Raw genomic sequence first — 17896 nt, 5'->3', positions numbered from 1 at the left:
TTTCTCCCTATATTACAACGAAATCGACGCCGACCCCGGCCCGGACGATTTCCTTGACACTGCCGACCGTGAGATCGTCCTCAATGATGGTTTTTTGCAGGCGCGTTCCGTCCGGCGCAACGTTGATTCTAAGATCATCGCCTCGAAAGATTTCAAATGCCGAAGTGGAAATGTGGGCTTTCATGTCGGTGGTATTGCTTCCGATCGTCAGACCGGTGCTGTCGGCGATGAAGTTTGTTGTATATAGCTCTTCGTCGGATTGTACCCACGGCGCAATATTCGTCCCCTCGGAAACGATCAGATCGGACACGAGGATTTCAATGGAAGCTGTAATTTTAATGGAGCAGACCGTGCCCAGAGAATGGAAAGAAAAGGTAACAAACTCCCAGTCCGTGCCGGTATTTGTGTTGTCATATAAAACGGATTCGGCACCGTTTTGTGTAATGCTGACCGTAACTGTTCCGCCCGAGCCGGAAGCCCGAAAGAGCAAAGAGGCCGTGTGTGCCGTGTTGAATTTCAGGGAGAAATCCTGCGAGATGGCGCTGTCCGCCGCCATGAGGAAGGCGGAATTGCTGACCGTGTTGTTTGAAGTATCCGTATTGGAAACGGTAGTGACTGTTCCGGTTGTGCTCCAGAAAGTCAGCCCGTTCCGGCCCGCCGAATTCTTCAGCAGATTCCGGTAGCCGGTCCTGCTGATGGACAAGGTCAGACCGTCCACGGTCTGCTGCATCGTGGTCAGCCGGGTATCAACGTCTGAAAACTGTGCGTCATTTTCCGAAACATATCCGTCGAAGGTGCTGCTTTCGACTTTGGTGACAATGGAAGCGCTGTGCTGTTCAATGGTCGATTCCGCGTTCGAAAGCCGGAGCGCGATGCCGTCCTCGGTGTTGGAAATCTGGTCGTCGATGCTAGAAACGGTGGTTTGCAGGCCGCCGACATCGGTCTGGATGGTGATAAGGGTCGAATCAATGGTCGTGATTTCGCCCGTGTTGGCGTCGACGCCGTTCTGCGCGGTGTCGGCCAGCGCCTTGAGCTTCGCGGTGATTGCCTGAACAAGTATGTTCCGGGCAACATAGTAATCCTCAAAGTTCTGCCGGTACTGTTCGCCGCTGATGTCCGTGGTGGTATCCCGATGCCCATCATCCAGCCAGAGCGGAATGCCGGTCGTGTACAACGCGCCGCCGTTCAGATAATTGGAGAGGAGCTGGAAAGAGTCGTTGTAGGCAGACAGTTCGGTTGTAATTCCAAGCGCCGTGGCCTGCGTGCTGAGCGTTCCTTTTTCATTGGCAAAGGAACTCCACTCCCTCAGAGCGGCGCTTTTTTCACCCGGAGTCAGCTTGTCGTCACTGTTCAGGTCAGATACGTTTTCCGTGACAGAGGACACGTTCTGATTGGTAACGGTAATTTCCCGCTTTACTTCGCTGATCTGCTGCGAAGCGGAGTTGATGGAATTCACGACGGATATTCGCTTCTCTCCGACGGTCAGTGTTTCAAACCGATCGGTCAGGCAGTTGTATGATACCGCGCACACCCGAAGCTTGACGCTGACACCGAACGGCTCATAATCGACCGTAACATCATCGCCGAGGTTCACAGTCAGCAAAGACCTGTATTTTTCATATCCGGTGATGTCCTTCCAGTCCACGAAATCCACAGACAGGGAAAGCTTCGGAATGTCGGCCCCGGCAAGGTACTGATTGGCAACGAATTCTCTCATGGCTTCATAGCAGGAATCGATTGTGGGGTAGGAAATTGCGCCGTCGACTTCTTTGCCGACCTGAAATCCGGTGTCCATCACTGCAATCACCGGAAACGGATAATCAGCGATGCGCGGGCTGTCAATGTACTTTTCAGGGAGAATCAGAATCTGATTATCTTCGGTCAGGGCCGTCGGCAGAATCCGCGTCGCCACGCCGGATGCGTCCTCCTGAAATTCCAGCCCCGCCATGTTCTTTCCGTAGGCGATCCGTACTCCGTTGTCCGTCCCAAGCCGGGTGTTGACGGCGATGCTGAAATTGTCCCGGATGATCTCACCGCCCCACCGGGAAATGAACGCCTGATCGGCGTCACCGAGGAACGCTTGCACCGGAGACTGGCGGAGATAGTAAGCGGTGGAATTATGTGTAATGTCGCTTGAGAAGGTGAACGGAGTCAGATACTGGCATCCGCTCAGAATCTGCTGCCCGGCTTCCGCTCCGGTCTTGCCGGTCGGACGGACGTCCTCCACGAAATTGGCCAGCAGGTCATAGAAGATGTGCCGGGCATTCACCTTCACCGTACCGTCGACAACGTTTTTGACCACCCGGTAGATGCGGAATGCCTGAATCCCATGGTGTGTGTTCGCCCGGATGATATTGTTTTTCTGGAGCCGTTTCCACTTGCCGAAGGAATCGACCGGATGCGTCAGTTCCAGTTCAAACGCGCCGTTGATTTCTTCCGAAACGACGCAGGAACTTGGAGTGACCGTCCCAAGTCCGTCATTCGAAAATTCCTGTGCTTTGGAATCGTAGACCCGAATCATCATAGCCACCGCCAGTTCGGAGTGATTTCAAGGGACGTGATTCCGCCGGAAAACGAGATCGCGTTGTCACCCGGCAAAAGCACTGAGTAATTCCCAATCTTGGTGGAATTCTTGCTGATGAGCGACGTGCCGGTGTCCTGATACGTTTCCTGAATCGTGGAATCAAGCGTCACCGTGCCGTCGATGTTGCTGAAAGACACATTACCCCCGTTCACCGTTAGAGCTCCCGCGCCGGAGCCAGTTATCTTTATATTAGGAAGAGATTTCACCGTTCCGGGATTGGACAGAACATATCCGGAACCGTCCGTTACAACAATTGGCGCATTGTCCGTCGCGTACTGGAACGGCTGACAGTTGAACAGAATCACGAAATGCGAGGTGATTTTCAGCACGATTTCAAAGTCGATGCTGTTGACCACCTGCGCGCGATACTTCCGACCCGGAATGTGGCTGAAAGTCAGATCGGCTTCGCCAGCGCCCAGAAGCCATCCTTTAACGGCGCTGATTTTCGGAACGGGGTCGCCGAGAAACGAGCATTCCACGGAAAGAGTGATATCGCCGTAGGTGCCCTCGTCGCGCCGGAGCCGGGAGTCCATCCCCGGCACGTCGATGTAGGTCACCCGGCGCTCCGGGGATGGGATATGCGGACGGGAAGCCACAAAGATACCGAAGTCCTGAAAGCTGTTCTTGCCTCCGAACGTGAAGCTCAGCATCACGCGTTCCCCCTTGCCGCCGCTGCTTGCTGCCGATAGAATTCAAATTCATAGGCAAGACGCTGGATGTCCTTTTCCGTGTTGTTCACAAAATTCTCGATGTGCAGCGTAAAGCCGCCGGAGCCTCCCGCCATGCCAGCGGAACCGCCTGCAAACCCGCCGACACCCAGCGCAGGATTGAGGTTAAAATTTGTAGGAATCGAATTCTGCATATCGGCGGAAACATCGTTCATCGCCTTACTGAAGCCCTGCCCGAGCCCCTGCGCCATGAAGCCGCCGATTCCGGCGAACACGGCGGACGGGGAATGAATCCCAAGCAGTCCCTTTACACTGTCAACGATTCCGCCAAAGAAATCACGGACTTTGGCATGAATCCAGTCCTTCATCCCGGAAATGCCCTGCCAGATGCCGGATACAATGTTGTTCCCGATATTGCTGAATGCGCCGAGCAGCTTGCCGAAACCGCTTACCATCGCGGAAATAATCTGCGGCAGCTTTGCCACGAGCGTCGGTATCGCCTTGATCAAGCCAGCCGCCAGTTCAATGATGATTTTTACGCCGGTTTCGATGATGAGCGGCAGGTTGTTCACGATGAAATCCACAATGGAATCGATGATCTGCGGCAGTCGGTCGATCAGCTTCGGCAGGGCATTGATCAGCCCTCTCGCCAGCCCTTCGATGATCTTGAACGCGGCGGAAAGCACCTGATCCATATTGTTGAGAAGCGTGTTCACAATTGTAAGGACCGCGTCAATCATGGCGGGGATGAGCTTTGGGAGTGCGTCGCCGATGCCCGACGCCAGCGTAATCACCATCGTTAGCGCGGCGTTCACCAGCTGAGGAAGATTGGCGATGATACCGTCCACCAGTGACAGAACTAATTGCAGCGCGCCCTGCGTGATCTGCGGCAAAGCGCTCACCAGTCCCTGCACCAGCGTCATGACGATGGAAACCGCCGAATTGATGATTGTCGGCAGATTTGCCGTGATTGCGTTTCCGATTGACAGCACAATGTCCAGCCCCGCCTGCACGACCTTCGGCAGTTCTGCGAGGATGGAACTGGTCAGTCCTCCAATCGTCGCGGCGATAGCCGCTGAAATTTTTGTCCAGTCGCCGCCCGCGTTCGAAAGTCCCTTTGTAAAGGTGCCGAGCAGCGACACGCCGGAGCTGGCGAGCGTCTGCATCTGCGGAAGAAGGACTGTACCCATGACATTCTTTGCGGCCTCCGCCCCGGATTTCAGACGCTGAACCGTATCGTCGAACTTGCCGAGAGAATTAAGCTGGTCGCCCGACATGACCGCGCCCATGTTCTGCGCTTCGGCGGTCAGTTCTTTGATTCCCGCACTGCCCTTCGCAATCAGCGGATTCAGGCCCTGTGCGGATTTGCCGAAGATCTGCATCGAAAGCGCGTCCCGCTCGGTTTCATTGGATATCTGCCCGAGTGCGTCGATCGCCGACCAGTAAACATCCTCACCGTTTCTCAGGTGTCCGTTTGAATCCTGAATCGAAACGCCGAGCCTTGCGTAAGCCGCAGCCACTTCCTTAGAGCCTCCCGCCGCCGAATCCATAGACCGGACATTCCGCGCCATGCTCGCGGTAAAGGTTTCGAGCGGTGTGTCAATCAGTTCGGCGGCGTATTGGTAGGCCTGCAGGGCCTCCGTGCCGACGTGCGTCTGGTCGGAGAGCGTAAGAACTTCGTCGGCGTAGGCGGCGGAGTTTACGGAAGCATCCACCAGCGATTTGCCCGCGCCCACGGCAGCCGCGCCGATTCCGGCCAGAGCCACGCCAAGGGAAGCGCCGATCCCCTTGACGACACCGCCGAGTTTATCAAAGCGCCCGGACGCTTCTTCCGACTGCTTTGATGCGCTTGTGATTTCATTGCCGAACTGATTCGCCTGCTTTTCGGCGTCGTCGAATTCTTTCCCGGCGTTGTCCAGCACACTGTTGTTTTTTTGGAGTTCCTTTTCCATGCCGTTGAGGTCGGCTTGCGCTTTGTTCAGTTGTATCTGCCAGTTTTGCGTTCGGCGGTCGTTTTCTCCGAAAGAGTCCGACGCGTTCTGCAAAGCGGCGCGGAGGGTCTCGATTTTCTCTTTCTGCTGGTCAATTTCTTTATTCAGGACTGCATTCCGGGCGGTGACGGCCTGCACGGATGAGTCATTTTTGTCAAACTGGCTGGTGACCAGCTGCATCTCGGAGCCGAGTACTTTGAAACTCTGGTTGATGTCGCGGAGCGCATCCTTGAAAGCCTTTTCGCCCTCGATGCCGATCCGCACCCCAAAATCGTCTGCGATATGCGGTCACCTCCTTAAAACATATGGTTATCTACAAATTACAACTTGTGGTGTTGAACTATCTTGACAATCACAATATGTAGGCTGTATAATTTTAGTGTTAGTACTTAGAATGTCTGACTGATAATGGTCAAAACGTATGGTTTAATAAGATTCAACGTAAAGGAGGGCTTAAAATGACTCGGAAGACAAGGAGCGATTGTACGGTAGGTTCCTTCGAAAAGAACCACGGATTACCAGCGGGAACAATCCGAAATTCTGATGGTCGGGACACACGATCTGATAAACAAATTGGAACCATCCGTAAAGAGAGTAAAGAGAGTAAAAAGAAGTAAAAAGAATCATGCTTAAACGTCATGGGGGGGATTGACAAATAATATGGATAAGTTAAAAACCAATATTCCAGTAGGGCTTAATTCTGCTCTTTCTAATCCGGTGCTAGAATCAGCACTTAAACAGCAGGCAACCATCCAGCGAATGATCAATCCGCCACTCATGAGTGCGTTGATGGTTCAACAGAATTTTGTTGCTAAACAAGCCATTGCGATGCAACCTGCTATTTCCGTGAGTGAGATGGTATCGAAGTCTCTGGCTCCGGCTCTGAGTTCCCTAGCAAATGAAGCATCAAGAGCACTTCAAACATCGTTGCCAAGATTTGATTACCTAGCAGAGTCATTAGTGAAATCGATTCAACCATTACAGATCAGTCTTTCCAAAATGGACTATTTAACTGATTCAATTCGCGCAATGACCAGTGGTTTGCAAAGCTTATCAGATACCCTTATTCCGATGACGAAGCAAATGTCGCAAATTACCCAAGGCTTTACTGATGCGTTTCGATTTCAGATTTCTGGGCTTGTAAGAGCCATTCCACCAATTGATTTTTCACAATTTTCAGAAGCATTCGCTCATATGAGAAATTTTGAAGAAAAAAATAATCTTCTAAGAAAATTTGGCTGGCTTTTAGTTTCGGAGCTTCCTGAAGAAATTGTTGATAATATATATGAACGAAGAACTGAAATCACACAAGAAGAAGTGGACACTCTGATTGTTCAACATTTCAGGAATAATAGATGTGCTGCCCTTAAGCAAATTGTAAATGGATGGAGCGGTCCTTCTTACTTCGAGTCAAGAAAAAATGTATTTCATGAAGCACTGATAGGCCACTCAAGGCGAATGTTCAATTCTTCTACAACAATACTCTCTCTCCATTTTGAAGGAATTGTAACTGATTTTGTCCGTGAAAACATGGCGAATCCAATGTATCGGGGAGAGAAGGCACTTCAAAGTGTGACAGATCTTGCTCTTGAAATGCCCATGAATGTGATGCCTTTCACAGATTGGATTATTTGTAGATGTGTTCTGGACTGTGTAGATAAGACTTACACCGAAAACTTTTCTCCAGCTGATCCGGATAGCTGCCCCAATAATTCAAGACATAAGATAGCCCACGGACATGCGACAGAGAAAGAAACGGAAGCTAATTCCCTGCGCAGGTTTATATATATGAATGAAATGTACAAGTTGTTTTTGTGTTTAGAAAGCAAAATTCAAGTAGTTGCATGATTTAACTATCACTTGGTATCACATCATCCACACTTATCTCCCGATACGGTGTCTCAATTCCCAGAAACTGTTTGTGACAGGCCCATAAATCCAGAAAAAGCCCGATGGGCGTGAGCCAGAATTGCTCCGGCTCCATATGCATCTGAACGATTCCGTAATAATACAGCCGGGTGAAAAGTTCGCTGTCGCTCACCCGGCTGGTGTGTTTTTTAATGGATTCTCTGCGCATTCGCTGACCACGTTCCGGGCGGTGCCCCGGAGCATGGCTTCGGTGATGGCGTTTTTATATGACGCCAGCTGCAGGGGCGAGGTGAGAAGCTCCACTTCCTCCTCGGTCAGCAGTTCCTTCGGCGCATCTTTGTGTTTGAGGTTGTAAATCAGGACGGACTGGTTTGCAAGCAGTGTCAGAAGCCAGACGATCTCATCCAGCGCCATCTCAAAATTCTCCGAGCGCATCAGCTTTTCACCCAGATTTTCAAGGCCGCCGTAGCGCCCGGCGATGGCCTTTGTCGCCTTTGTGGTGAGAATCAGCTCGTATTCCTCGCCGCCGATGTCAATCAGCGCGCCGCGTTCTTCTTCCATGAAAAAATCCCCCTTTATGTGCCGGACGGCGGCGCGGTGTAAACCGGCTCGTAAACCTGCGCGTACCAGCCGGTAACGGTTGCGTCGGATACGCCGGCGTCGCCTTCGGTCACTTCGGCTTTCCAAGGATGATTGCCCTTGCTGTCGGCCTTGTTCCGGCGCATCACGGTTCCCTCAATGGTCGGGGTCTGGAAGGTGATGGAGTCGCCTTTGGTCTGCAGATTCGCGGCGGGGATGCCGAATTTTACGCGGTACAGCCAGAAATAGCGGTATTTCCCGTTCGGTTTGAGCGCCCGAAAGCCTACTGCCACCGCCGCTCCCTCATCTTCACCGGTGGACACCAGAACGCCGTTGTCGTCCACGACTGCCCCGGTCAGGTCCTGTGCCGCCTGAGCGCCGATGTCCTCAACACCCAGCGACAGCGTACCGGTTTTGAACTCCTTGACGACATAGGCTGTGCCGTCGTCGGCGTAGAGCGTCGCTTCCGCCAGATCAATGGTAAGATCGGCTTTAATTGCCTTTGCAAGCTGGGTTGGCGTCGCGTATGTTTCATCCCCGTCGGTGCCTTCGGTAATTTTAGCGTAATAGAGTTTATCCATGCCGATGGTGGCCATCTTCATTCCTCCCATGCATACGGTTTTGCCGTGTCGATGGCATAATGGTGGTAACCGGTATCGTCCTCATGTTCGATATACCGATGGTCGGTGACGGTAAAACCGGCGGCCAGCAGCGCGCGGAGGACGCTGGTTTTCAGCGCGATGTAGTTTCTTTTGGAAAAGAGCGACAGGCGCGCCTCCTGCGTTTCATATTCCGGGCGGTTGTCGCCGAACAACTCAAACGAATCGGTCAACGGCGTTATAACTATATACTCTGCGGGAGCTTCTCCGGAAAAAACGCCGGTTTCCACCGCAAGCCCCAATCCGGTGATGAGTGCGGTCAGTTCCTGAAGGATGCTCATATTTTTTTGATTTCCTCCTCCAGCTTTTCCTTCATCGCCTCAATGCCCGGTTTGCGCGCCTGTGTTTTTGCGGGCTTTAAAAAGGGCTTCGGCGGCTGGCCGTGCTTGCCGTACTCGAGGATGTTGGCAATTTTGGCATTGCTCTCCCCATCCGGGCGCGGTTCCGAAAAGCCCACTTTAACGTTAAAATTGCCGTCCTTATCCATCCTCGCCGGAGAAAGCCCCAGCGCCGACGCAAGCTCTCCGGTGGAACGCGAAGGGGATTTGGTATCCCGGCCTATGACCGATTCCAAATTATCGCGAACCTTTTCGAACGCGACCTCACCGCCCGCTTCCAGCACACGGGGGATAATCTCGTCGGTTTTCTCGCCGAGCGCGGAGACTTTCCGCAAAAAGTCGGCTGGCATAGAAAAACTTACCTTTGCCACAGGAATCCCTCCTCAATGCTTACTCGGCTCCAGCCGTTCCGCCAGAACCTCGGTGTACATGCCGCGCCCCCGCACATCCTCCGCGCTGAGAATACGGAACCGTTCGCCGGAGCAGACGATAAAAAGCGAGGGACGGATTTCTACGCCGGGAATCCTGCGGAAACGGAACAGGCTGGTCGCTGCCGACCACGCCGCGCGGTTCGCCCATATCTCATTCCCGTGACGGTCTTCCCGGTAGGCGCGGGCGCTGGCAAGCACCGTATCGGTCGAGGTGACGAAGCCGTCGGCGTCTTTGCTTTGCTCGGTCTTTACAACATCAATGAAAGCGTTCATTTTACCGAAACTCATGTGTTTTCCAACTTTCTCAATTACTTGGTTGACAAAGCGCCAACTTAGCATTATACTAGCGTTGGCGATACGCCAATTTCTTAGAAGGAAGGAATATCAATGGAAATAAATGAGCAACTAAAACTTTTTCGTCAACGTGCTGGAAAAACTCAAAAGGATGTAGCTGATGAGCTTGGCATAGATAAATCAACCTATGCTCATTATGAATCAGGGAGGCGGACACCAAGTACAAAGACGTGGATTCAACTTGCTGAGGCATTACACTTTCCCGTTTTTCCCGCACAAATTCAGATTGTATATCCAGATGGATTACTTGACAAGTTAGAAACTTGTTTAAAAGAAAATGGGGACTATACTGACGATTACAAGGAAAACAATCGGCGTTTTTGGGCAATTAATGCTGTGTTGGATGAAATTTATAAGGTGCATAGTGAGGCAATGAATATTGACGATTTACCGCTCAACAAGTTAATGGATTCACACATCAGTACTCCATACACTTTTATGAATGTCGCTCTTGATGTGCGAGGAGAGAAATTGATTAATCAAGCACATGAGTGCCAATCAAATCTTGTGAAGAATATATCTCAAATCATAGAATGATATTTCACACCTTCCATTCGCGGTCGAGGCGCAGGAGCATATTCACGGTATCCCATACCTGCTGTCCCGCCGGAACGCTGTCGGCAAAAAATCCCCCGGTGGAGCCGTCGCGGCTTTCATAAAAGTGGCTTGACAGCATAATGATTGCCTGCTCCGTGGTTGCGGACATCGTATTTTCGGCGTAAAAACCGTCTGCCACATGTTGGTATTTTTCGGCGTAGGCGGTCGCGGCGGCGATAAAGCTTTGGAGCAGGATATCATCCTGATTGTGCTCCAGAATCAGATTCTTCTTAACCTTATCCAGCAAATCCGCCATATCATGACGCCGCCTGCTGAAGCACCTGCACCGCTTCCGGCAGAATCAGCTTTCCGTCCACCCGCTCGGTTGCGATGAAACCCACCTGCCCGGTGGTGGCGTACAGCTCGTTCAGCCGCTGGAATGTGCGCCCCTGCCGGTCGGCGATCCAGTAGTAACTGAAATCTCCGAACGCCACGGTTTTCGCACTTGCCGCGACAGCCGGAACATAGGCGGAGGTATAAATGGGTTTGCCCAGAATCGTATCCGGCGCGGAAGCGGTAATCGCCGGCTGCCAGAGGTACTGCCCGTTGCTGTCTTTCAGCTTGCGGACGGTTTTCACGGTCGTGTCGTTCGTGATAAACACAGCTTTTGCCCGGTAAGGCGACCGCAGGCTGTAGTACAAATCGAGAATTTCATCCAGCGTGATGGCGGTTGCCGACGCCGTTGTTTTGCCCACCTGCGCGCCGCCCGTCGCGGCGAGAACGCCGGTGGGCTTTTTTGTGCCGTCGCCGACAAAGAACGCTTCTTCCTCTTTGGCTCCGATGCGCCGGGCGAATTCGCTCGCGATATAGCTTTCCAGCGGGAAGATCGAATCGTTCAGCAGTTCCTGACTGACCTTAATCAGCGTTGCCAGCTTATACGCGCTGAGCGTTACCTGAGAAAAGCTGTTGTCGCTCTCGGGAATCTGGCCTTCCTCATCCACCCAGCTTGCGGTGCCTTTGGTTGCGACCACCGGAATTTTGTGGTCGCCGCTGGCAGTCTGAATAATCCGGGCAAGTTGCCGGAAAATGTTCTGTTCCTCGAGAGTTTCCATCAGCTGGCGGTCGAATTCGTCCGGCACCAGATATCCACCCTCGCTGTCGGTGCCCACCTGCAAAGCGTTTGCCGCCTTGCGTCCGCGAATGGCGTCCCAGAACGCCGCTTTGTAAGCGTCGGACGCCCTGCCGGACTGAGCCTGCGCCGGAACGCCGGGATTCCCGGTCAGCGGCTGACTGGTGGGGGAGGCAAGCTCCTGCTCGTATTCGCGCGCCCGTTCTTCGCGGTCAATCTGCTGTTTGAGCGCGATAATTTCAGCTTCCATTTTATCGTAGGCGGCAGCGTCTTCGGCGGATAGCATTCCATCCGGGGTTTTCTTGAGATCAAGAAAGACCTTGGCGGCTTCCCATGCTTTGGCGCGTTTCTCGCGCAGTTCAAGAATTGTCGGCATCATCAGTTCCTCCCGATATGTTATTTTAAGAGATTCAAGCGCGATTCTCGTTCTGTGGCGGATACTTTTGGAAGCGGCTTCTTCGCGGGGAATTTGCTCAGAAGTGAATTTTGAACCGCCATGCGGGAGAAAATCAGCCCGCCGGAGGTATCCTGCGGCGCGGATTCCGTATAAAGAATGCCGTCCGCAAAGTGAAGCTCCACCGCTTTTTTGGCGTTCATCCACGTTTCATCGTTCATCATGTGAGAAATCGCGGCGCGCGACTGGCCGGATTTCGCTTCGTAGGCGTTGATGATGGATTCCTTCACTTCATCGAGCATTGCCTTTGCCCGGAGCATTTCGTCGCCGTCCCCGATGGCGATGGTCGAGGGATTATGGATCATCAGATTGGAAACCGGTGACATGAGCACCTGGTCGCCCGACATGGCGACGACTGAGGCCGCCGAAGCGGCGATCCCGTCAATTTTCACGGTCACTTTACCGGAATATTCCTTAAGCATATTGTAAATCTGCGCGGCGGCGAACACGTCCCCGCCGGGAGAATTGATCCAGATGGTGATGTCGCCGGAGCCGGAGAGTAGATCGTCCTTGAACAGCTTTGGCGTGGCCTCGTCGCCCCACCACGTTTCGTCGGCAATTGCGCCCTCCAGATACAGGGTGCGTTCCTCGCCGTCGTTGTTTACAAAGTTCCAGAATTTGCGGCGAGCCGCCGCTGGCAATTCGCGCCTTGGAGTGGGTGTGTCCTGCGAGCCGTTCGCCTGCAATTGTTCACTCATGTACCGGAACCCCCTTTGTTTTCTGAGGATTGTTTCGTATACGCCGCGCCCGCGTCAGCCATCTTCACCATATTGCCGTTGACAAGATACAGATCGCCGCCCTCCTCGGGCGTGATTTCGTTCATGTTCTCAAGCCGCCGGATGTCGTTTGCCGACAGCCAACCGTTTTGCCGCCCGATGGCGTATCCGTTCATGCGTGTGGCGTAGTCGCCGCGCAGCAGGCCGTCCAGATTGAATTTGATATAAACGGAGGCTTTTTCGGACGGCAGGAGCAGAGACTGGTTCATGGTTTGCTCCCAGCGAACCACCCACGGGTCGAGCGTGTATTTCACAAATTCCAGAGACTGCTGCTCGATGTTCGAAAAACTGCTTTTTTCCAGATCGCCGACCATATGGGGCGGGATCCGGAAAATGCGGGCAATTTCGTCGAGTTGAAATTTGCGGGTTTCCAGAAACTGCGCTTCCTCCGGCGGCACCGAAATCGGGTGGAATTTAAGCCCTTCCTCCAAGACGGCAATCCGGTGAGCTTTGTTACCGCCTTTGTAGAGCATTTCCCACGCCGAGCGAATCTGGTCGGGATTTTTCAGTGTCCCCGGATGCTCCAGAATGCCGCCGGGATTGGCGTTGTTAGCGAAGAAGGAAGCGCCGTAATCCTCGGTGGCGATCGCCATGCCCACCGCATTTTTGGTGAGCGCGATGGGCGAATAGCCGACCAGCCCGTCAAAGCTCAGGCCGGGAATGTGCAGAACGTCGTCTTTGGAAAGTGTCACGCCGCCGCTTTTCTCATTAGGGCGGCTTTCGTCCGTGTTCCGCCAATAGGTGTAGTAAATCTGCCCGTCCGGGCCACGCCAGACATCCGTTTTGTTGGGGAGAAGAGGGTAAAGTGCCAGCACCCGACCGCCGCCGTCCCGGATAATTTGCGCGTAAGCGTTGCCCCACAGGAGCAGGTGGCTCATGAGCGTTTCGCGAAAGACGAAGCTGGTCATTTCCGGATTCGGCGCGTTGTGAAGGATGTTATACAGAGAATGGCCGGGCAGAAGTTTGGAACCGGTATCCTCATAGCGGTAAACGTGCAGCGGCAGGCTCGCGATAGCCTCCGAAATCACGCGGACACAGGCGTACACCGCCGCCGTCTGCATGGCGGTGTTCTCGTTGACAAAGGTGCCGGAGGTGGAACCACCCCAGAAGAAGTTTTTCGAGGTGGAGAGGCTGTTCTTTGGATTCTTTTTCCGTGAGAAAAAGCCCATCAGTTCCACCCGTCCTCTCCGTACATCAGCAGGCTGTGCGTGTCGTACACGCTTCCCGGCAGCGCGCCCTCGTTGCGTATGGCGCGGTCCAGCGCCATAATGAGCGCCACCACGCCGTCGATGCGCTCGGTCGCTTTCTGTTTGTTGGGCTTGATATTTCCGGCGGCGTCGGTGCTGACGCAGAGGTTATCCGCCATCCAGCGCAGAGGCGGATTTCCGGCGTGGGCGATCTTCCGCTCCAGCGTCAGGCGCATCAGTTCCTTCGTCGCCGGGGACATATCCTTGAAGCCCTGCCCGAACGGCACGACGGTAAAGCCCAGTCCCTCCAGATTCTGCGTCAGCTCCCACGCGCCCCAGCGGTCGAACGCGATCTCTTTGATGTTGTATTTCTTGCCGAGTTCCTCAATGAATTTCTCAATAAAGGAATAGTGGATGACGTCGCCCTCAGTGGTGTTTAAAAAGCCCTGCGCTTTCCACAGGTCATACGGCACATGGTCGCGCCTGACGCGGGTTTCGAGCGATTCCTCCGGTATCCAGAAAAACGGCAGGACGACGTATTTATCTTCCTCATCCTCCGGCGGGAACACCAGCACAAACGCAGTGATGTCCGTGGTGCTGGATAAATCCAAGCCCCCGTAGCAGATTCGGTTTTCCAGCGCCTTCGGGTCGAATTTGAAGTCGCAACTGTCCCACCGCTCCATGTTCATCCAACGGACGGACTGCTTCACCCACTGGTTCAGGCGCAGCTGGCGGAAAATATTCTCGTTGACCGGATTCTGCTTCGCGTCCTCAAAGGACTGACGCATCGTTTCCATTGTGACCGTGATGCCGAGGGATGGGTTCACCCTTCGCCAGACTTCCTCAGAAGTCCAGTCCTCATCGTCGGCGGCGGAATAGATCACCGGGTAAAAGGTGGGATCGATGCGCTTGCCGCGCAGAATGTCCTCGGCCTTCTGGTGCATCTCCCAGCAGATGGAGTTGCGGTCGGTTCCGGCTGTGGTGATGATGAAATGCAGGGGTTGTTCACGCGCGTCGCCCGAGCCCTTCGTCATGACGTCGAACAGTTGCCGGTTCGGTTGGGCATGAAGCTCGTCAAAAATGACTCCGTGGGCGTTGAGGCCGTGCTTCGTGTACGCGTCGGCGGACAATACCTGATAAAAGCTGTCAAGCGGCGTGAAGGTCAGGCGCTTTTGCCCGATGTTCAGCTTCATCAGCTTGCTCAACTGCGGGAACTGGTCGACCATGTTCACCGCCACATCAAATACGATGCTCGCCTGACTGCGGTCGGAGGCGCAGCCGTAGATTTCGCCGCCGTGCTCCAGATCGGCGCAGGTGAGCAGAAGAGCGACCGCCGCCGCAAGCTCAGATTTGCCCTGCTTTTTAGGAATCTCCACATACGCGGTTCGGAACTGGCGGCACTCGTCGAATTTGCGGACGATGCCAAACAGGTCGCGAATAATCTGCTCCTGCCAGTCAATCAGTTCGAACGGCTCGCCGTACCAGCGCCCTTTGGTGTGGCGCAGATTGTTGACAAAATACACCGCCGAGTCCGCGAACCGCTCTTTATATACCGAACCCGCCGCCTTAAAGCGGGACGGTTTGTAGTTTTTCAGGGTTCTGAAATCATCCACAGCACCACCTCCGAGAATGAAAAAGGGAGTCCTTTTCGGGACTCCCGGCAGGCTTATTATCATTTTTATGCGGCGAGTTTTCCCATTAGGACGCCGGACAGCCCATAAAAATATAGATTTCGATAGACAAGCTGGCACTTTCAGCCGACTGGCAGGATAATCGTGCAAATTGTTTAAAAAGAAATGGACGAAGCAGTGAAATAGTGGTAATATGGGAATATAATGTAGAAATATAGGAAGAAATCGGGGGCAAGCACAAGGGGTACCCCTTGTACTTGTAAACAACAAGATAGCATGATAAATTAAAATGGTAGATTAGTACCATGATGCGAAGTTCGCCGAGCAATAAAGAAATACCATAATTTGCAGATCATGCCGGTATCGCTTACAACAAGTTGCAAAGATCATGAAATTAGCGGAGTTGATAATATGTGTGAATTTTTACTTGAGTCATTAAAAATCAATCATCACGGTAAAGAAATAATGAATGTACAATTTGTAGCTCAAAGTAATACCCCTAGAGATAAAATATTTACAACGTTAATTCTTGGCGTTAATGGCTCAGGCAAAAGCTACTTATTAACGATTATTGCAAACATATTTATATTCTTGGAAAAAGCAAAGAATTATCAAAGAAAACCTAAATTTAGATATGATCAGTTTTCAATTGGATACGAAATTAATGGCTATAAATATGAAGTAAAGCGATTATCAGGTTCAGAAATTTATTGCTATCGAGATAGTTTATTAATTAATTTAGAGGAACTTGCGCTTCCTTGCAAAATTCTTGCGGTATCATTTCTTGTCAATGATAAGTTTTTATTTACAACTCCAGAAATGGGAAAGTTTTTTCCATCTTATATATATTTAGGAGTTCGAAAGTCTTCAAACGCAACTTATACGAGTTCCATATTACAGAATGTAATGCGCAATTTCTTTGAAGTTACTTTATCTGAAAATTATACCGAACTTATTACAATACTATCGTTAATGAAGTTTGATAAAAAAGTTCAATTTAAAGTCATTAACAACAATACGTCAAAATCTATAGATGGTTCCAAAAATATACTTAAAGACGCAATCTGGGATTCAAATATTTCAATTGACTTCCAGAATGATAGAGATGAAAACAGATTATATTTGAATGAAAATAAAGAAAGCATTTTGTCTTGCATCAAAAGTGATGAATTGGAATTGTCTAATATTATATTTTTTAAAAATGGCGAGCGAATTCCCTTTGAAGATTGCAGTTCTGGTGAAAAGCATTTAATTTTCTCTTTGACTGGAATTCTAAATAATATTAAGCCTAATTCCCTTGTACTAATTGATGAACCGGAAATAAGCCTGCATCCAGAGTGGCAAACCAAGTATATTGACTTAATAAAGAAAATATTTCACAGGTATGGGAGTTGCCATTTCCTTATTGCAAGTCATTCTCACTATCTCGTTTCTGATCTGGAGCCACACACATCATCTATTGTTTTTATGAATAGAGCAATTGATACAACATCACCAAGCGCAGAATTATTACCTTACAGTACGTACGCGTGGTCTGCTGAAAATGTAATTTACAATATTTTTGGGGTGAGGACAACAAGAAATTATTACTTTGAGGCCGACTTAAGAAAAATAATTGACTTAATGAATTCAGATGATGGTACAGGATCAAATGTTGATGAAATACAGAATTTAGTTAATAAGCTGAGAAAATTTATATTTGATCAATCAGACCCTCTTAATATAGTATTAGACCAAGCACAGGAGTTTTGTGATGTTTACAAAAAAAATATATAACAAGATCAAAATACCTAAATCACTGAAAACTAAATTAAAAAAGCATGCGGTTGCAGGTGGGTGGAATTCCGGCGCCGCTGAAGTAAAGAAGTTTAAAGCGATTGCTAAACTGCAACTCATGGAAAATCAACAAAATAAATGTGCATATTGTGAGCTCCCATTGCTTTCTTCTGAAATTGACCATATCGCACCGAAGGGTGGGGATAAACACCCCAAACATGTCGAATACACTTTTTTGCCCGTTAATCTTGTTCTATCATGTCATGATTGTAATTCAACATTCGGGAAAGGACAAACCGATGTAATTAAACGACTTGGAAAACATTACACTGATTCTGATTTTTCAATTGTACATCCCTATTTAGATGATCCTGAAGAGTTTTTTATTATTCCTAGTTGTAAAGATGGTACTCCCGGTGCAATACCATTTGTCAAACCTAATACCGATAAAGTACATAAAGAAAAGGCGAGACGTTATATTGAGATGTTTCATCTAAACACGGAAGCCAAAATGAATGAACTTGCTAAACAAAGGGTTGCAGAGAAATATTCTGATGAAGTTCATGAATTTATTACTGCAATTACTTCTTATAAATCCCATCTATAAAACTGAAGATTTTTTATGATTTGAACTTTACATAATATTTATTTTTGTAAGTCAACAGATCATACTGCGGGTAAGCGGAGTAATTATCAGCTTGGTTAGCTCAGAAGTTAGCAGTTATGGGAAGCAAAATATGGGACACATAATTACGAAAGGAAAATACTTATGAGTATAACAGCGACTGGTTGGAAAAACAAAAAAGGGACGAGTAATCGTTCATGTAATTGCGGATCGTGGAAACAGCATTGGATAAATTGCTCGAAAGAGGAATGGCCAGAAAAATGTTCAATAAGTGGATGTAATAATTCCGCTACATTAGGTGCGCATAT

Annotated in this window: 18 protein-coding genes; 4 read left to right on the top strand and 14 right to left on the bottom strand. The window is 50.6% G+C overall.

All coding sequences use genetic code 11. From position 1 onward, the window contains the following. Positions 1-7: 7 nt before the first annotated feature. Genes H6X83_RS13255 through H6X83_RS13245 form a run of 3 tightly spaced genes read right to left on the bottom strand, consistent with a single transcriptional unit; the run spans position 8 to position 5525 of the window. The gene (locus H6X83_RS13255) at positions 8-2524 is read right to left on the bottom strand and encodes a phage tail spike protein (RefSeq protein ID WP_212506925.1); all 2517 of its coding nucleotides are present in this window, start codon (positions 2522-2524) and stop codon (positions 8-10) included. After that, positions 2521-3234, bottom strand: coding sequence for a distal tail protein Dit (locus H6X83_RS13250; RefSeq protein ID WP_212506924.1), 714 nt, complete (start codon positions 3232-3234; stop codon positions 2521-2523). The genes H6X83_RS13255 and H6X83_RS13250 overlap by 4 nt, the downstream gene beginning before the upstream one ends. Then, positions 3234-5525 (bottom strand): phage tail protein, encoded by a 2292-nt coding sequence (locus H6X83_RS13245; RefSeq protein WP_212508599.1) that lies wholly within the window; start codon positions 5523-5525, stop codon positions 3234-3236. Before H6X83_RS13245 ends, H6X83_RS13250 begins: the two co-directional genes overlap by 1 nt. A 378-nt stretch (positions 5526-5903) precedes the next feature. Between H6X83_RS13245 and H6X83_RS13240 the strand changes: the two genes are divergently transcribed. Then, the gene (locus H6X83_RS13240; protein WP_212506923.1) at positions 5904-7091 is read left to right on the top strand and encodes a hypothetical protein; all 1188 of its coding nucleotides are present in this window, start codon (positions 5904-5906) and stop codon (positions 7089-7091) included. 1 nt (position 7092) lies between these two features. Here the strand turns inward: H6X83_RS13240 and H6X83_RS13235 are convergent, their stop codons facing one another. The 6 genes from H6X83_RS13235 to H6X83_RS13210 are packed head-to-tail and all read right to left on the bottom strand — an operon-like array spanning position 7093 to position 9407. Beyond that, positions 7093-7320: a hypothetical protein gene (locus H6X83_RS13235; RefSeq protein ID WP_246419690.1), complete on the bottom strand. Its 228-nt coding sequence runs from the start codon at positions 7318-7320 to the stop codon at positions 7093-7095. Then, complete coding sequence (locus H6X83_RS13230; RefSeq protein WP_212506922.1) at positions 7281-7673, bottom strand: hypothetical protein; 393 nt, start codon at positions 7671-7673, stop codon at positions 7281-7283. The genes H6X83_RS13235 and H6X83_RS13230 overlap by 40 nt, the downstream gene beginning before the upstream one ends. Before the next feature lie 14 nt (positions 7674-7687). Then, the gene (locus tag H6X83_RS13225) at positions 7688-8287 is read right to left on the bottom strand and encodes a major tail protein (protein ID WP_212506921.1); all 600 of its coding nucleotides are present in this window, start codon (positions 8285-8287) and stop codon (positions 7688-7690) included. 2 nt (positions 8288-8289) lie between these two features. After that, positions 8290-8631 carry a hypothetical protein gene (locus H6X83_RS13220; protein WP_212506920.1) on the bottom strand — a complete coding sequence of 114 codons (342 nt, stop codon included), beginning with the start codon at positions 8629-8631 and terminating at the stop codon, positions 8290-8292. Next, positions 8628-9059 (bottom strand): HK97-gp10 family putative phage morphogenesis protein, encoded by a 432-nt coding sequence (locus H6X83_RS13215; RefSeq protein WP_212506919.1) that lies wholly within the window; start codon positions 9057-9059, stop codon positions 8628-8630. Before H6X83_RS13215 ends, H6X83_RS13220 begins: the two co-directional genes overlap by 4 nt. 12 nt (positions 9060-9071) lie before the next feature. After that, positions 9072-9407, bottom strand: a complete 336-nt coding sequence (locus H6X83_RS13210) for a head-tail adaptor protein (RefSeq protein ID WP_212508597.1) — start codon at positions 9405-9407, stop codon at positions 9072-9074. 99 nt (positions 9408-9506) lie between these two features. Here H6X83_RS13210 and H6X83_RS13205 point away from each other — a divergent pair, with 99 nt between their 5' ends. After that, positions 9507-10010, top strand: a complete 504-nt coding sequence (locus tag H6X83_RS13205) for a helix-turn-helix transcriptional regulator (protein ID WP_212506918.1) — start codon at positions 9507-9509, stop codon at positions 10008-10010. 4 nt (positions 10011-10014) lie between these two features. Here the strand turns inward: H6X83_RS13205 and H6X83_RS13200 are convergent, their stop codons facing one another. From H6X83_RS13200 to H6X83_RS13180, 5 genes are read right to left on the bottom strand one after another with little or no spacing between them, the layout of a single operon-like run. Then, entirely contained in the window at positions 10015-10326 is a 312-nt protein-coding gene (locus H6X83_RS13200) for a head-tail connector protein (RefSeq protein ID WP_212506917.1), read from the bottom strand. Between the two features lies 1 nt (position 10327). Then, entirely contained in the window at positions 10328-11515 is a 1188-nt protein-coding gene (locus H6X83_RS13195; protein ID WP_212508596.1) for a phage major capsid protein, read from the bottom strand. A gap of 20 nt (positions 11516-11535) precedes the next feature. Then, complete coding sequence (locus H6X83_RS13190; protein ID WP_212506916.1) at positions 11536-12291, bottom strand: head maturation protease, ClpP-related; 756 nt, start codon at positions 12289-12291, stop codon at positions 11536-11538. Beyond that, positions 12288-13538 (bottom strand): phage portal protein, encoded by a 1251-nt coding sequence (locus H6X83_RS13185; protein ID WP_212508595.1) that lies wholly within the window; start codon positions 13536-13538, stop codon positions 12288-12290. Before H6X83_RS13185 ends, H6X83_RS13190 begins: the two co-directional genes overlap by 4 nt. After that, positions 13538-15232, bottom strand: a complete 1695-nt coding sequence (locus H6X83_RS13180) for a terminase large subunit (protein ID WP_212506915.1) — start codon at positions 15230-15232, stop codon at positions 13538-13540. The genes H6X83_RS13185 and H6X83_RS13180 overlap by 1 nt, the downstream gene beginning before the upstream one ends. A 366-nt stretch (positions 15233-15598) precedes the next feature. Between H6X83_RS13180 and H6X83_RS13175 the strand changes: the two genes are divergently transcribed. Both H6X83_RS13175 and H6X83_RS13170 read left to right on the top strand, forming a co-directional pair. Beyond that, positions 15599-16963 (top strand): AAA family ATPase, encoded by a 1365-nt coding sequence (locus tag H6X83_RS13175; RefSeq protein WP_212506914.1) that lies wholly within the window; start codon positions 15599-15601, stop codon positions 16961-16963. After that, the gene (locus H6X83_RS13170; protein ID WP_212506913.1) at positions 16941-17570 is read left to right on the top strand and encodes a retron system putative HNH endonuclease; all 630 of its coding nucleotides are present in this window, start codon (positions 16941-16943) and stop codon (positions 17568-17570) included. The genes H6X83_RS13175 and H6X83_RS13170 overlap by 23 nt, the downstream gene beginning before the upstream one ends. Positions 17571-17896 lie beyond the last annotated feature (326 nt).

The sequence above is a fragment of the Caproicibacterium amylolyticum genome (genome assembly GCF_014467055.1).
Taxonomy (GTDB): domain Bacteria; phylum Bacillota; class Clostridia; order Oscillospirales; family Acutalibacteraceae; genus Caproicibacterium; species Caproicibacterium amylolyticum.
Note: the sequence above shows the minus strand (reverse complement) of the source record. Positions and strands in the feature narration are given on the sequence as shown.